This is a genomic window from Streptomyces sp. CG 926, from assembly GCF_003148825.1.
GTDB lineage: Bacteria > Actinomycetota > Actinomycetes > Streptomycetales > Streptomycetaceae > Streptomyces.
The window spans coordinates 1-13,751 of record NZ_QGGZ01000017.1 but is presented as its reverse complement, the minus strand read 5'-3'; the positions used below and the strand labels follow the sequence as shown (position 1 = coordinate 13,751).

Annotated in this window: 13 protein-coding genes and 1 pseudogene; 10 read left to right on the top strand and 4 right to left on the bottom strand. The window is 70.9% G+C overall.

The features are described 5' to 3' along the window. Positions 1 to 121: 121 nt before the first annotated feature. Entirely contained in the window at positions 122 to 1,414 is a 1,293-nt protein-coding gene (locus BCL76_RS34210; RefSeq protein ID WP_109783273.1) for a UDP-glucose dehydrogenase family protein, read from the bottom strand. 468 nt (positions 1,415 to 1,882) lie between these two features. On the opposite strand from BCL76_RS34210, the gene BCL76_RS34200 reads away from it, so the two are divergent. Then, positions 1,883 to 2,548 carry a deoxynucleoside kinase gene (locus BCL76_RS34200; RefSeq protein ID WP_109783272.1) on the top strand — a complete coding sequence of 222 codons (666 nt, stop codon included), beginning with the start codon at positions 1,883 to 1,885 and terminating at the stop codon, positions 2,546 to 2,548. Between the two features lie 140 nt (positions 2,549 to 2,688). Next, positions 2,689 to 3,054, top strand: a complete 366-nt coding sequence (locus tag BCL76_RS34195; RefSeq protein ID WP_109783271.1) for a hypothetical protein — start codon at positions 2,689 to 2,691, stop codon at positions 3,052 to 3,054. Positions 3,055 to 3,060: 6 nt separating this feature from the next. On the opposite strand, the gene BCL76_RS34190 is transcribed toward BCL76_RS34195, so the two are convergent. Both BCL76_RS34190 and BCL76_RS34185 read right to left on the bottom strand, forming a co-directional pair. Beyond that, entirely contained in the window at positions 3,061 to 3,417 is a 357-nt protein-coding gene (locus tag BCL76_RS34190; RefSeq protein ID WP_109783270.1) for a hypothetical protein, read from the bottom strand. 326 nt (positions 3,418 to 3,743) lie between these two features. Next, positions 3,744 to 4,001, bottom strand: coding sequence for a hypothetical protein (locus BCL76_RS34185; protein WP_109783269.1), 258 nt, complete (start codon positions 3,999 to 4,001; stop codon positions 3,744 to 3,746). A 224-nt stretch (positions 4,002 to 4,225) separates the two neighbouring features. On the opposite strand from BCL76_RS34185, the gene BCL76_RS34180 reads away from it, so the two are divergent. Then, positions 4,226 to 4,615 carry a hypothetical protein gene (locus BCL76_RS34180; RefSeq protein WP_146228485.1) on the top strand — a complete coding sequence of 130 codons (390 nt, stop codon included), beginning with the start codon at positions 4,226 to 4,228 and terminating at the stop codon, positions 4,613 to 4,615. 59 nt (positions 4,616 to 4,674) lie between these two features. Beyond that, on the top strand, positions 4,675 to 5,280 hold the full coding sequence (locus BCL76_RS34175) for a hypothetical protein (RefSeq protein ID WP_109783267.1): 606 nt from the start codon (positions 4,675 to 4,677) through the stop codon (positions 5,278 to 5,280). Between the two features lie 222 nt (positions 5,281 to 5,502). Here the strand turns inward: BCL76_RS34175 and BCL76_RS34170 are convergent, their stop codons facing one another. Beyond that, positions 5,503 to 6,126: an ArsR/SmtB family transcription factor gene (locus BCL76_RS34170; protein ID WP_258310073.1), complete on the bottom strand. Its 624-nt coding sequence runs from the start codon at positions 6,124 to 6,126 to the stop codon at positions 5,503 to 5,505. A gap of 121 nt (positions 6,127 to 6,247) precedes the next feature. On the opposite strand from BCL76_RS34170, the gene BCL76_RS34165 reads away from it, so the two are divergent. The 6 genes and pseudogenes from BCL76_RS34165 to BCL76_RS34145 all read left to right on the top strand — a co-directional run bounded on the left by BCL76_RS34165 (position 6,248) and on the right by BCL76_RS34145 (position 13,662). Continuing rightward, entirely contained in the window at positions 6,248 to 7,195 is a 948-nt protein-coding gene (locus tag BCL76_RS34165; protein WP_181382859.1) for a DUF2218 domain-containing protein, read from the top strand. Between the two features lie 758 nt (positions 7,196 to 7,953). Then, entirely contained in the window at positions 7,954 to 9,234 is a 1,281-nt protein-coding gene (locus tag BCL76_RS34160; RefSeq protein WP_109783264.1) for an outer membrane protein assembly factor BamB family protein, read from the top strand. A gap of 237 nt (positions 9,235 to 9,471) precedes the next feature. Beyond that, a complete protein-coding gene (locus tag BCL76_RS38675) occupies positions 9,472 to 10,521 on the top strand; it encodes a barstar family protein (RefSeq protein WP_146228484.1) in 1,050 nt (349 codons plus the stop codon). Between the two features lie 172 nt (positions 10,522 to 10,693). Then, a complete protein-coding gene (locus BCL76_RS38670; protein WP_146228483.1) occupies positions 10,694 to 10,903 on the top strand; it encodes a hypothetical protein in 210 nt (69 codons plus the stop codon). Positions 10,904 to 11,679: 776 nt separating this feature from the next. Beyond that, a pseudogene (locus tag BCL76_RS40575) lies at positions 11,680 to 11,961 on the top strand (hypothetical protein); the annotation flags it as partial. A gap of 342 nt (positions 11,962 to 12,303) precedes the next feature. Then, positions 12,304 to 13,662, top strand: a complete 1,359-nt coding sequence (locus BCL76_RS34145) for an eCIS core domain-containing protein (protein ID WP_109783261.1) — start codon at positions 12,304 to 12,306, stop codon at positions 13,660 to 13,662. Positions 13,663 to 13,751: the final 89 nt, after the last annotated feature.

Below are 13,751 nucleotides of genomic sequence, written 5' to 3'. Positions count from 1 at the left end.
GTTTCTGCTCGTTCGGCAAGGACCGACGCGCGGCGAGCACGCGCGCGCCACCTTGCTTAGGGTGACCTAACTATAGGCACGCCTAGAAGGAGCCGCCGAGGGGGTCCTCCCTCCCCACGACTCAGGGCCGCCCGACGGAGGTGTAGCGGAACCCGATCTCGCGCAGACGGGTGGGGTCGAGGAGGTTGCGGCCGTCGAACAGGATCGGTGTGCGCATCCCGGTGCACGCCTCGGTCCAGTCGAGCTCCGCGAGTTCGGGCCACTCCGTCACGATCACGGCCGCGTCCGCTCCGGCTAGGGCGTGCAGTGGGGTCGGGAAGCGGGTCACGGAGTCCCACGGCTCCCCGGCGGCCGGGCGGGCCAGGGGGTCCCAGGCGCGTACGTGCGCGCCTTCGGCGAGCAGCCGTCCGGCGAGCACGGTGGACGGCGCCTCGCGCATGTCGTCGGTGCCGGGCTTGAACGCCATGCCCAGCAGGGCGACGTGCCGGCCGGCGAGGTCGCCCAGTTCGTCCTTGAGGTGTTGGATCGCGCGGCGCTTCTGGATGTTGTTGACGTTGATCACGGCGGTGAGCAGCTGCGGGTGGAAGCCGGTGTTGGAGGCCATCTGGCGCAGGGCTTCGCTGTCCTTGGGGAAGCAGGAGCCACCCCAGCCGATGCCCGGGCGCAGGAAGTGGGCGCCGAGGCGGTGGTCCATGCCGACGGCTCCGAGGACCTCGGTGACGTTGGCGCCGGTGTTCTCGCACAGGGTGGCGATCTCGTTGGCGAAGCTGATCTTCGTGGCGAGGAGCGCGTTGGAGGCGAGTTTCACCATCTCGGCCGACTTGACGTCCATGGTGGCCACAGGGGCGTCGATACCGGTGTGCAGGGCGGCGACGAGGGCGCCGGCCGTGTCGTCGTCCTGTCCGATCACGATGCGGTCCGGAGCCAGGAAGTCGGTGATGGCTCGGCCTTCGGCGGTGAACTCGGGGTTGGAGACGTAGCCGACGTGGGAGAGCCCGATCTCGTCCAGCAGGACCCGGGCTCGGGCACCGGTGCCGACCGGGACCGTGGACTTCATGGCGACAGCACGCAGCTCGTGGTCGGGGGCCGCGGCCAGGGAGCGGATGACGGCCCACACGCGGGTGAGGTCGGCGTCGCCGGAGGCCGAGGGCGGGGTGTCCACGCAGACATAGGCGATCTCGGCGCCGGTGAGCGTCCGGTCGAGGTCCTGGGTGAAGGTGAGGCGTTCCTTGTTCCGGGCGATCATGTCGCCGAGTCCGGGTTCGTGGATGGGGACGTCGCCGGCGAGGAGGATCCGGACGCGTTCGGGGTCGATGTCCCGGACCGTCACGTGATGGCCCAGCTCGGCGAGGCACGCGCCGGTCACCAGGCCGATGTATCCGGCACCGAACACTGCGATGCGTCGCTCTGCCATGGTCTGCCCATTCTTTTCGCGGTCGGTCAGCGGATGGTTCCGATCGGCCCGGAATGAGCCCGGATCTCGGGCGACACCCTACTCGCGCCCCTGCGCCGGCCCGGCGGGGCGGCGGGACGGCGGGACGGCGGGCAGGCGGGGCGGCGGGACGGCGGGCAGGCGGGACGGCGGGCAGGCGGGCAGGCGGGACGGCGACGGAGCTCGGACCGCGGGAGGCTGATCATCACTTAAGATTCAAGGCGGCCGCCGGGCTGCGGCTCGTCGCTCTACGCGGCGACTGCGGAACGGTCGGGCCGACCGGTCGAGGAACGCAGCCTGAGTCAGGCGGCGCCTCGGTCCGGACGGCGACCAGATGACGCTGATCATGAAGATCCCGGGGAATCGCGAGACCGCCGGCGTGCGTCTCAGTGGTGTGGGGCCCGCAGCCCACCCGCCCACGAACAGATGACCCCCAGGGAGAAGTGAGGTATGCCAGTGATCTGCGTCGGAGGCATGATCGGCATCGGCAAGACGAGTGTGGCCGAGCTGCTCGCCAAGGAGCTGGGCAGCGAGGTCTTCTACGAGAGCGTGGACGACAACCCGATCCTGCCGCTCTTCTACACGGCGAGCCCCGAAGAGATCCAGGCGAAGCGCTACCCCTTCCTGCTGCAGCTCTACTTCCTGCAGACCCGGTTCGCCTCGATCAAGGAGGCGTACAAGCAGGGGGACAACGTCCTCGACCGGTCCATCTACGAGGACTGGTACTTCGCCAAGGTCAATCACGACCTGGGCCGGATCAGCACCCTCGAGATGCAGGTGTACGAGGGGCTGCTCAACGAGATGATGCGCGAGATCGACGGCCTGCCGTACCGCAAGGCGCCCGATCTCATGGTCTACCTGAAGGCGGACTTCGAGACGGTGCTGCACCGGATCGGTCTGCGGGGCCGCGGTTTCGAGCAGGACGAGAGCCTCGTCGAGTACTACCGGACGCTGTGGTCCGGCTACGACGACTGGGTGCACAAGCACTACTCGGCCAGCGAGGTCCTCGTCATCGACATGAACCACACGGATGTCGTGAACAACCCCGAGGACGCGGCCCGCGTGGTGCAGGAAGTCAAGGACACCCTGGCGGCGGTCGCGCACCGACGGGGCTGAGCCCGAGCCCGCCGGGTTCGTGCGCGCCCCGCTGCCGCCAAGTGCTTGCCGGGGCGCTCGAACTCGTCGACGATGCTCCCTAGCCACGGCCTTCCGGATCCCACCGGGCCCGGCCGGGGCAGGGGAGAACAGGGGAAACAGTGACAACGAACAGCATTCCGAAGAAGCGCTCGGCGGTCGCGGCGGCACTCGTCCCGCTCTTCGTGGTGGCCGGGCTGCTCCTGGGCCCTGCGGTCACCGCCTCGGCCGCCGCTCCGGCCGTCCGGCCGGCTTCGGCCGCCGCGGCGCTCCCGCAGAGCGGGGTCCTCGCCGGCGCCGGCGTGGCAACCGGTCTCCAGGCACCGGTGTCGTCCCAGGTCCGGGCCACCACCGGGACCAAGAAGGGAAAGAAGAGCAAGAAGAAGAAGGGCGGGCTGTTCAAGACGCTCCTGATCGTCCTGCTCGTCGTCGTCGTGCTGATCGTCGCCCTCTACCTGGTCCGCCGGGCTCTGCGCCGCAGGTCGTAGCCGGCTTCACGGCAGCGCGAGCACCCTGTCGATCCGGGCGCGGATCTCCTCGTCCTGGAGGACCGCCCGGTAATCGCCGTACTCCGAGAACCGGCGGTCCGCGGCCCCTGATGCCGTGAGGGTTTCCCGGACCGGCGGGGTGAGGTGTCCGTGGCGGATGAGCGCGTCGAACGTCGGGGCGAGTGCGGGATCGGTGAGGATCTCCAGCAGCATCAGGTGGGCACGCACCACCGCCCGCGGGTCGAGCGGGGCCGAGGCGACCACGGCGCCGCCACGGACCGAGGGGCCCGTCTCCTCGTGCCACCGTTCGAGCAGGGGCGCGGTCCGGTCGCTGATCAGCATCAGCGCGGCCCGCCGCACCACGGGGTCCCCGTCGTCGAGCAGCCTCCGGATGCGTGGCCACGGCCGCTGCCACGCTGCGGCCCGTTCGGAGTCGACCTTTGACCTCGGCGCCGCCGGCCCGACCGTCCGCGGCCTCTCCGTCTACGGCCTCTCCGTCTACGGCCATGCACGTCAGCAGATGGACCACAGCCTCCGGACGGGTGGTGGGGGCCGCCCGGGCGATCCGGCGCAGCACCTTCGGCACATCGGTGGCCGGCCGGTCCGGCCCCACCATCCCGAGCCCCCGCCGGTCCACCGGGAGCGGGCGCGGCGCGGCAATTCCTGGGCGGCCGGCGGCAGGGCCGGCGTCAGTCGTCCGCAGGGTCGGGCAGCCGCCGGAGTTCGAGCAGGGCCACCGCGATCTTCATTCCGGTGGAAATCGTCAGGGCTTGGAGGAAGGGCATACCCGTCAGCCACAGGGCCACCATCATGACCGTGAGCACCAGGAACGCCGGGACCAGATTGGTCCGTCTGATCGCGGTCCGCAGGTGACCGGTGCGGCTCCGCTGCTGATCGTCCGTGGCGATCGGGCGCGTGGCGACGCCCTCCTCCTTGGCATGCGTCATGGGCTGCCGGCCTTTCCTCGTGTGCTCGTCTGCGGAATCGAGCCTCGGATCCGCCGGGACGGACTGCCACTGCTGCCACCGGCCCCGCCGCCATCCGACGTACAGGTTCACCTCACCGGCCCAGATGCGCGACGCCTCGCCCTCCGATGCCCCGGATCACCACCGGGTACGTACGCGCTCCCCCGGAACCGGGGTCCGGTGCGGGCCGGGTAGCCTTGGGCCTCATGATCATGAACCAGTGCCGGGCGGCGACGAAGAAGGGCGAACGGTGCCAGGTCGACGCCCGACCGTCGGGCCTGTGCCACGTACATGATCCGGTGGTGCGATGCCGGGTACCGAACGCCAAGGGCAAGCCGTGCGTGATCTCGACCGGTGGCGGTCCGTGCGACCGGCACGAGGGGCAACAACAGGCGTCCGTCGAGGCGGCCATGGATCTGGTCAGGTTCTACGAACCGGCCGAAACCGGGTCCCTCTTCGCGGTCGAGGAACCCTCCGTCGATGGGCACTCCTCATCCTCCGGGCCCGCGACGGAGACGGAGGCCGAGACCGCCGAAGAGCTGGACGGGGCCCGGTTGTCGCAGGCGTTCGTGGCCCGCACGATCAATCTCGGTTGAGTGGCCGGCCGCTGCTCGGGCGGTCGCGCCCTGCTCGCCGCGATCCCCATGGTGCTGCCGTGAGCCGGCCGGTACGGCCGGACTGGGAGCTGATGCCCCTGGAGGGCGTCGGACCGCTGTGGTTCGGCATGCGCCTCGCGGAAGTCGCCGCCGCGCTGCCGGACTTGACCGCACTGCGCCGGTTCCAGGCCGACCCCGCCTCTCGCGGCACGCTCGGCGTGGAGTTCGCATCCGGCCGTGCGGAGCCCGCCGTCCGCAGCTACTTCGTCGACGACCGGCTGTCCTGCGTCGCGGCCGACGCGGCCCACGGGCCTCAGGTCACGCTCTGGGGGCGCCAGTTGACCGGCTGCGTCCCGGACGATCTGGAACGGTTCCTGGGGCACGCGCACGCCTGCGAGGTGGTCGACGTGTCCTACGGTCCGCGGGGAAACCCCGGAGTCGACGGGCTCGGGTTGGTGCTGCGACTGCAGGAGGTCGCCGACCGCGTGGTGACCCGGCCGGTCGTGGTGGGCCGAGCCTGGGCCGACCGGTGCACCGACGACTGGGAAGGCGCGATCCCGGAATGCGAATGGGTGGGCCGCATGTGGCCCGGTGCGGGTGCACCGCGTTCCTGGCCTCCGCCCGACCATGCGACGCACTGGGGCAGTTGGCGACCTCCCTTCTGAGCCGGGAAAGCACTGCTGGAAGTACGGGGAACTGCCGCCGAACGGGGTCGGGGCAGCTGCCCGTCGAGCCGTACGGCGGGATCGGCGGCGGCCGGGGGCACGGTCGCACGGCGGTGGCCGCCGACGCTCAGGTCCTCCGGTCGAACGGCTTCCCGCCCCTGCTGGTCGTCGCGACGCGCCGAGCGCGGACAGGGGTACTCACGGCCGAACGGAGCCCCGGACTCAGGGGGCGTCGTCCGGCGGCAGGTTGGGCACGTCGGCGCGGAAGAGACTGACCAGCAGTCCGTACGCCCGACCGTGCGCGGGGTCCGCCGGATGCGGCTCGGCGGTCAGCTCGCGCAGTCGGGTCGCCAGCGCGTGCGCCTCGGCATCGGTGAGCCAGAGGTGGCGCAGCATCGTGGGCGAGGCCTGGCCGGGCTGAGGCGGCAGCATCTCACCGAGCGCGGCGTTGATCAGGAACTCCGGCCCGACCTCCGCGTCCTGGTGCAGCTTGAAGCTGGGGCTGACCAGCGCGAAGTACTGCTCGGTACCGCCACGCACCTGGCGGGTCTCCGTCAGCCGGACCAGTCCCGCCTCGCGCAGCACGCGCACGTGGTACCCGATGGTGCCCTTGCTCATCTCCAGCGCTTGGGCGAGCTGGCGCAGCGTCGCGGGTCGCTGGCGCAACACGTTGACCATACGGTGACGCAGCGGGTGCCCCAGGGCCTTGAACTGCTCCGGCGAGCGCAGCACGAGGTGGCCCTCGTCGTCGCGAAGTTGCTCGTCCGGGTCCGTGTCGCTCCCGCGAGCGGGCGTGGGCATGGGCGAGGTCGTGGGCATGGGTTCGGGTGGCTGCGTATCTGCCATGACGGAAAGTGTCCGCGAAACTAAACACTTTTGACAACTCCGTCTCGCCGGCCCCAGAATCCCCTCATCAATGAAGTGGCGAGGATTCTCGCCACTTAGCCCGAGAGACCTCAGGAGTCCGATGCCCCTCGCCACAGCTCGTGTCGCCACCACCCGCCCCACCCGTTACATCAAGCAGCTCGTCTCGCACATGGGCCGCAAGGTGACCACCAGCCTCGCTCCCGACGGTCGCGGCGTGATCACCTTGACCGCCGGAACCTGCAGCCTCACACCCACACCCGACCGGCTGGTGCTGACCGCCACCGCGGTCGACGCCGAGTCGCTGGACCAGGTCCAGGACGTGATCACCCGCCATCTGGTGCGCTTCGCCACGCAGGAGGAACTCACCGTCGAGTGGAGCGCCGCGATCGACGGGGACGATCTGGAGCCCACGCACCCCGTGATCGGCGAGTACCTGCTCAGCCACCACTCTCCGGCCGACGACATTCTCGGCGAACTGGCCGTGGCCACCCGAGAGGCCACCGCCGGCGCCGCGCACATGCAGATCTCCCCCGACGAGGGCGCACTGCTCACGATGCTGACCCGGCTCACCGACGCCCGCTTCGCGGTCGAGGTCGGCGTCTTCACCGGCTACTCGGCCCTCTGCATCGCCCGCGGTCTGGCCGACGGCGGCCGTCTGCTCGCCTGCGACGTCAGCGAGGAGTGGACCGCGGTCGGACGGCCGTACTGGGAGCGTGCGGGCGTCGCCGACCGGATCGACCTGCGCATCGCGCCCGCGCTGGACACACTGCGCGCGCTCGACGCCGAGCCGGTGATCGACATCGCGTTCATCGACGCCGACAAGCACAACTACCCGCTGTACTACGAGGAGATCGTGCGCCGGCTGCGACCGGGAGGTCTGGTGGTGCTGGACAACGTCTTCCTCGGCGGCCGCGTCCTCGATCCCGCCTACCAGGACGAGCACCACCTGGCGATGCGCCACCTGAACGACCTGATCACGGCCGACGCTCGGGTGGACTCGGTGATGCTCCCGGTACGCGACGGGCTCACCATCGCCCGGCGCCGCTGACGTGCCGGCCGCCGCCCGCAGCGCCGACCGGTGGCGCGACACGATGAGGTGGAGTGCGCCGGTGCGGTCGACGCTCGCGCGGGCCTCCTCGTAGCCGTTCGACTGCCGCGCCGCGCCGCGCCCGTACGTAACGGTGGACATGGTGCGCTCGGTGGCGGCCGGGTGGCGTGGGTCGGGCATGAGCGTGACGGGCCCGGCGGCGGCCTGCCGGCGGGAGGGACCGGTGGGACGTGCTGCCGGACCCGACACAGGACGGACACGAGCCGGTGGTGGCCGTCGCGTGCCGCGGGTGAGGGAGTCGACCACGGCGCGGCCGCCGGAGATGAGGCGGACCAGGTCGCGGGCGTCCTGAGCGAGCCGCACGGTGAACGCGGGCGCGGGCCGGCCGCCCCCGCCGGGGATCCGCAGGCGGCGGGTGATCTCGAACCTGATCCGGGCTGCTTGACGTTGTGGACTCGAAGCGGGCTGTCCGACCGGTCCGCCGGCGCGAGGGCCCGAGGCGGAGTCCATCCGATCGTCCCACGGAGGACTGACAGCCGGTCAGATGCTCCGGACTGCTGGTGACCGGGTGCCCGGAGGCCCGGGTGCCCGGAGGCCCCGGGCAGCCGAAAGCGGGGCCTGTGGGCGGTTGCCGCGATCCGGAGCGAACCAACCCCTAAGACGCGGCGGGCCGACCCGCAGCCCCGGACCGACCCGTCCGCCGGGCGCCGCCTACCCTGACGGGGCTTCTACCGTTTTGAGCCAGGGTGGGGATCCGTATGGCGGCGCACACGACCGAGAGCAGCTCACCACCCGTGCCGGGGCGGCGGCTGCCCGCACTGTTGCTCCTGCTCGGCATACCGCTCGCTCTCGTAGGAGGTCTCGCCTCCTGCGTCGCCTCGGAAACGGGCCACATGCCGGGCGACTCGATGGAACGGGTCTGGGACACCCCGTACGACCGGCCCGCCGCCGAGTACGGCAACGCGGCATGGGCCACCGGCGACACCGTCGTCCGCAGCCGTTTCGACGCCGTCACCGCCTTCGACGCCGCCACGGGCAGACGCCGCTGGGAGTACGCCGTGTCCGGCCGGGCGGAGATCTGCGCCACCGGTACCGCCGCCTCCGACGGCATCGCGCTGATCGGCCTTACGGACGACAAGGGCTGTGCCACCGTCGCGGCACTCGACTTGAAGGACGGCCGTGAGCTGTGGCGCACAGGCCGAGGGCCGGATTCCGAAGACCCGAAGGACCACTTCGACGTCATCGCCACCGGGGCCGGTCTCGCCGTGCTCCGCGACGTGGAAGAGCGCCGGGGCGAGGACCCGGAGGCGGGCACGGCGCCCGTGCTCCCCACCGACCGGACCCTGCGCGCCCTCGACCTGCGGACCGGCGCCCCCCGCTGGGCGGCGGCCGTACCCCAGGGCTGCCTGCCGCGGCGGGTCGCCGTCGGGACACGGCAGGTGCTGGCCGCCTTGGAGTGCGGGACCGAGGCGAAGCTCGCCGCCTTCGACCCGTCCGACGGCACAGAACGCTGGACCGTTCCTCTGGGCGCCCGCCGGCTCGTCGCGGCGAACTCCTCCCTGTCCTTCGTCTCCGCCGAACCCACGGTGCTGAAGGTCCAGGAGCCGTCGCCGCACGGCATGCGGGCGTACGTCGCCTTCGGGCCGGACGGCGCCCGGCAAGGGCAGATCGACGACGTCCGCGACGACGCTGCCGTCGCCGACGGGAAGCTCTTCGTGGCCGGCAGCGGCGTCGCAGCCTATGACCTCACGAGTGGCGACAAGGTGTGGAGCACGCGGCTCGGTACCTGGCGGAACGTCACCGCGATGCACGTGGGAGGCGGCCGGGTGACGCTCTTCACGCGCTCCCGCAAGGGCCTCGACGAGCTGTACGTCCACGACTGGTCCACCGGCGAGGCGGTCGACGAACGCACCTTCGACCGCGACACGGACGACGGCAACACCGACCTCGCGGGCCTGTTCCGGCACGACGGCCTACTCATAGCCGTCCGCCGGGACGACGGAGCGCACCGGCCCTTCTCGGCCTACCGGACCTGGTGAAGCGAGAAGGCCGTCCTGGCCCCGCTCCTCGGCCTTCACGTCGTGACCGCCACACAATGGCGCCGCCGCGCCGCCACCGACCGAACCGCCTCTCTCCAGGCACGCCAACAGGCCATCGTCAGACCTCGTCAAGACAAGTACTGACGGCCCCTTCCGTCGGGCCGGGGAACGTTGCTCCATATGATTGACCCGCCAAGTCAATTCACATGTTCGGAGGCTTCGTGCGGGTCGGGGACCATGCCACGTGAACTCCTGACCCTGCGCGGCTGCACGCCTGCAGGGCCATGGCACGATGTGCTCGCCTTTCCCGACGAGGCCACGCGGTCTTTGGGCAATCTGGACGTTGACATCTCAGATGAGATGGGCTGCCCCCAGTTCGCGTGGACCCTGGTGGACACGGTGGTCATCTCGCACTCGCCCAACGCGACCGATCCGGGACTCGTCGATGTCGTCGTCGGCACCGGCGTGATCGAACACAACGAGGTCTGGCCCGGCGCCGACCTGGGCACCATGCCTGCCGTTCCGCGCTTCGCACTAGCAGAAGAGGACTACAGGGGCGGGCCTGTCGGCGAATGCCGCAGCGTCGACGGTCTCCTCGCCCCGCGCAAAGTCCGCCCGGACATCCCCTTGCAGCTCATTGGTTGCGAGCCCGGCGAGCGGCTGCTCGCTGCCCTGGGCAACCCGCAGGCTCGGGCCCAGGAGTGGGGGGTACTGGTGGCACTGGACCGGTTCGGGCGGGAGATGAGGTCCCACTGGGTCCGCATGGAGATCGCCAAGGTCAGTGCATCCGCGCTGGGCGGGTCTCTGGTCGACATCACACTCGCCGACGGCGGGGACGACGATCGACCCTCACTGGGTGCCCGACGCATCTGGGAGACCTGGTACCAGGGCTTCCCAACGATGCCCAACCAGTGGGCCTCACTGGACACGCGGGGCCGAGCTGAGTGGCTCGACCTGACACGCCCCCATCCAGGCGACGAGCCGGACCGGACTGGGGGAACCCATCACCTTGAGGGACAATTCGTCACCGACAAGCCCGGCCTCTATTGCGCGTTGGGCGAAGCACTCATCGGTCCCGGCCGCTGGTTCGAACGAGGGCTCGAGGACCTCAATGACTGCCTGGGCGGCCGACGCGGCGTCCTTGGGCCCTTCACCTTGATCTGGCACGACGCCGACGTCGCTCGCGACGCATTGAACTTCACCCTCGAACCTGGCGGAAAGCTCACCTACTTCGAGGAATCCGTGCGACTCCTCGAGAGCCGCGGCGTCACCGTTGTTCTCCGGTGAATCCACCGACCACCCGGTGAAGCCAACCCGCACCATTCTGATGGGGTGGCTGACCCAGCCGTACGAATGGCGGGGGGAATGCCGCTCCCCGCCGGCCGGCGCCAGTTCGTGGCCCCCGCGAAGGCGCGAGGCGTGCGCGAACGACCAGGCCCAGCCCGCCTCACTGGTGGCGGTGACGGCTCGTTCGAACACGAGCAAAGCGGACCAGGACCCTGCGGAGTGGCTGCCGCCGGCTCCGGACGCGCTGTACCGGTACGGCGCCGAATGGACCGCGACCAAGCTCCGCTGGGGCCTCACGGTCGACGAGGCGGAACAGGACCGGCTGCTGGACATCGCGGCCGGCTGCGGCGACACCGCCGTCGAGTTCACCCCCGCCCCGTAGGCCGGGCGTAGAGGCAGGGCCGACGCCAGATCACAGGTCACGGCCTCGCGCACGCTCCGACCTGGGCTCAACCGTGCCCGAGGGGTGTTGTCGGTGGTGACAGCGACCATGGGGAGATGAGCACCGGTACAGCGCCCGACGGCGCCCACTCGGGGATCGACGGGTTGTGCGAGCAGATCCGGGGCGCCCTCGAAGGATGGGCGCCCCGGCGGCTCGGCGTTCACGTCCACGGAACGGTGTCCGGTCCGGCGGAGCCGGCGCGGCTGGTCGGGGCGGTCGCGGACGGCGCAGAGCTCACAGTGCTCCCCGGTGACGGTGCGCTCGCGCGGGCCGAACTGCACGCGGCGGCCGCCAAGCGTCTGCGGCCGCCGACGAGCAGTCGGGGACTGATGCCCGGGCGGACCTTGTCGCCGTTCGGGCCGGGTGCCGGCGCGCGTCCGTCAGCGTCGGCCTGCGCGTTCCCGTCGCTTTCTGACCGGGGCCGGACGACCAGCCACGCCGCAGGCCGGGGGTGACGCCTGTGGGACCTTCGGCCGGTCTGGCCTTCTCGCGGGTGTCCTTGGTGCTGCGCGCCCACTCGGCTCCGGCGCGCAGGGCTTCCGTGAGGTCGACGGCGCCCGTCGACGGCTGCGCAGGAGCGGTCTTCTCCGCGCTCCTGCGGGTTTTCTTGGCCTCGCTCCGGGCGAAGATCTTCTCCTGGTAGGTGTCGTGTCGCTTGCAGCAGTCGCCCTCCTTGTCGCCGTGTGTGGTGCTGTTGTGTTGAGATCATCTGCCGGGACACCTTGGACGTGTTCGCGGTGCTGATGGCGAACCGGCTGATCAGTCCGGCCCGGCGGGCGTCGGACCGCGAGCGCCTGGCGATGCTGCCGTAGCTGGAGAAGTCGGCCCGCTTCCTGGCGAAGGCGTCGAAGGTCCTCACCGCGGAGCTGGACCTGGTCGCCGAGTACGAGGCGGACCTGGACGTCGCCGCGCTGTGGGCGGCGGTCGAGGAGGCCGCGCCGCGTTCAGCGGTGGCCGGGGCGGTCGCGACCGTAGAGGCCCTGGTGCCCGAGGACGACGGCCGGCGAACGGCGAACGGCGAACGGCACCCTACGGACGAAGGGGCTCACCCTCGCCGACAAGCCGGGCCCTCAGACGATCCGGACGGGGTACAGCGACGTGGTGTCGGTGCGGCCGATGATCCGTGAGGCGGCGGGGCTCGCCCCGGGCCGTCATGTGGCGCCCGCGGAGGTCGAGTTCTTCAGGAGGCACTGAGACTGCCCTCACGGCCGGTCGAGTCTGCCCTCGGGTACCTGGCGTCCGTGGGGTCGCCCGGCGTATTCAGGACAAGGACGTACGCGAGACGTACGCAGGACACAGGCATCACGTACGGCTCCGATTCTCCGACGAAGGAAGCACCAGTGCAGGACCACGCGAAGGTCAGGTCGAACGCCACCGAGGACGCCCGGTCGACGGTCCGCAGGCCGGTCACCGCACCACCCGCACAGGCCTCCGGGCTCCTCGGGCTGCAGGCGACGGTGGGGAACGCGGTGGTCGTCCAGCGTCTGAAGCAGCAGCCGCACCGGCACGGTGCGGGGTGCGGCCACGAGGCGGAGGAGGCGCCGGTCCAGCGCTCGGCCGTCCACGACGTGATGCGGGCCGGGGGCAGGCCGTTGGACGGCAGCACGCGTGCGGACATGGAGAGCCGGCTGGGCGCCGACTTCTCCGACGTCCGCATCCACGACGACAGCGCGGCAAAGGCGTCGGCGGCCGAGGTGGGCGCTCGGGCATACACCAGTGGGAACCATGTGGTGATCGGGGAAGGCGGCGCCGACAAGCTCACACTCGCCCACGAACTCACCCACGTGATCCAGCAGCGCCAAGGCCCCGTGGCGGGTACGGACAACGGCGCGGGCCTGCGGGTCTCCGACCCCTCCGACCGCTTCGAGCGGGAGGCGGAGAGCAACGCGCGCCGCGCCATGAGCGGGGCGGCGCCGAGGACCGAGCAGCACGCCCAGGAGTCGGGCCGGGCCGACCAGGGGGCGGCCCAGGAGTCGGTCCAGCGCTGGGTGGCACAGGCCGGCCCGAACCAGCAGCCCATGACGGTCTCGGCGAACGGCGTCTTCGCCGTCCCGAGCGACGACGCCACGTCGATCTGGATCCGCGTCAGCGGGTCCGCGGGGTCCTACTCCCCGGCCCTGCGCCCGACGAGCACGGCGCAGCAGGCCCTCTTCGGGGGCACGGAGCTGTACCAGGAGCACGAGCTGGCGCGGAACATCCTGGACGACTGCCTCCACACGGCGGAGGAGATCATGCACAACGCCGTCGGTGAGCTGGCCGACGGCGCGAACAGCAACGTCCGTACGAGCGCCGGGCTCAAGGCCTTCGGCATGTCCGACGAGCAGAACCGCGACCGCGCGGGCGACTTCCAGGGGGCGACGGACCGCGACGCCGGCCCGGTGGTGGGACAGTCCTACCTGATGCTCGCCATGAACCCCGGGGAGCAGATCATGTCGCAGTACCACGCCGCAGCGGTGGTGGGCATGGACGGCCAGGACACGGTGACGATGGAGGCCTTCGCCGGAAGCGGCCAGACGTCCGCGAACCCGATGACGTACACGATCGGCACGGTGGCCTCCTTCCACGACTACTGGACGGGTGCGTACTACACCCCGAACTACCCGGGGGTCACCATGAAGACAGTGGTCCTCGTCAAGCGCGGCAAGGGCCGCCGGGTGACGGCGGGCTCAGAACAGCCGGCCAACCCGAACGTCGCCTAAAGGTTGTTGCAGAAGGCTCAGTTTTGGGCATTTTGCCTGTATGGGTGGGGTGTTGAGGGCTGAGCCGGTGTGGGTGGAGACGTTCACGG

Excerpts from the sequence above, each read along its gene's own strand:
- BCL76_RS34210 (WP_109783273.1), bottom strand. The coding sequence starts at position 1,414 with ATGGCAGAGCGACGCATCGCAGTGTTCGGTGCCGGATACATCGGCCTG.
- BCL76_RS34200 (WP_109783272.1), top strand. The coding sequence starts at position 1,883 with ATGCCAGTGATCTGCGTCGGAGGCATGATCGGCATCGGCAAGACGAGT.
- BCL76_RS34185 (WP_109783269.1), bottom strand. The coding sequence starts at position 4,001 with ATGACGCATGCCAAGGAGGAGGGCGTCGCCACGCGCCCGATCGCCACG.
- BCL76_RS34180 (WP_146228485.1), top strand. The coding sequence starts at position 4,226 with ATGATCATGAACCAGTGCCGGGCGGCGACGAAGAAGGGCGAACGGTGC.
- BCL76_RS34170 (WP_258310073.1), bottom strand. The coding sequence starts at position 6,126 with ATGGCAGATACGCAGCCACCCGAACCCATGCCCACGACCTCGCCCATG.
- BCL76_RS34165 (WP_181382859.1), top strand. The coding sequence starts at position 6,248 with ATGCCCCTCGCCACAGCTCGTGTCGCCACCACCCGCCCCACCCGTTAC.
- BCL76_RS34160 (WP_109783264.1), top strand. The coding sequence starts at position 7,954 with ATGGCGGCGCACACGACCGAGAGCAGCTCACCACCCGTGCCGGGGCGG.
- BCL76_RS38675 (WP_146228484.1), top strand. The coding sequence starts at position 9,472 with ATGCCACGTGAACTCCTGACCCTGCGCGGCTGCACGCCTGCAGGGCCA.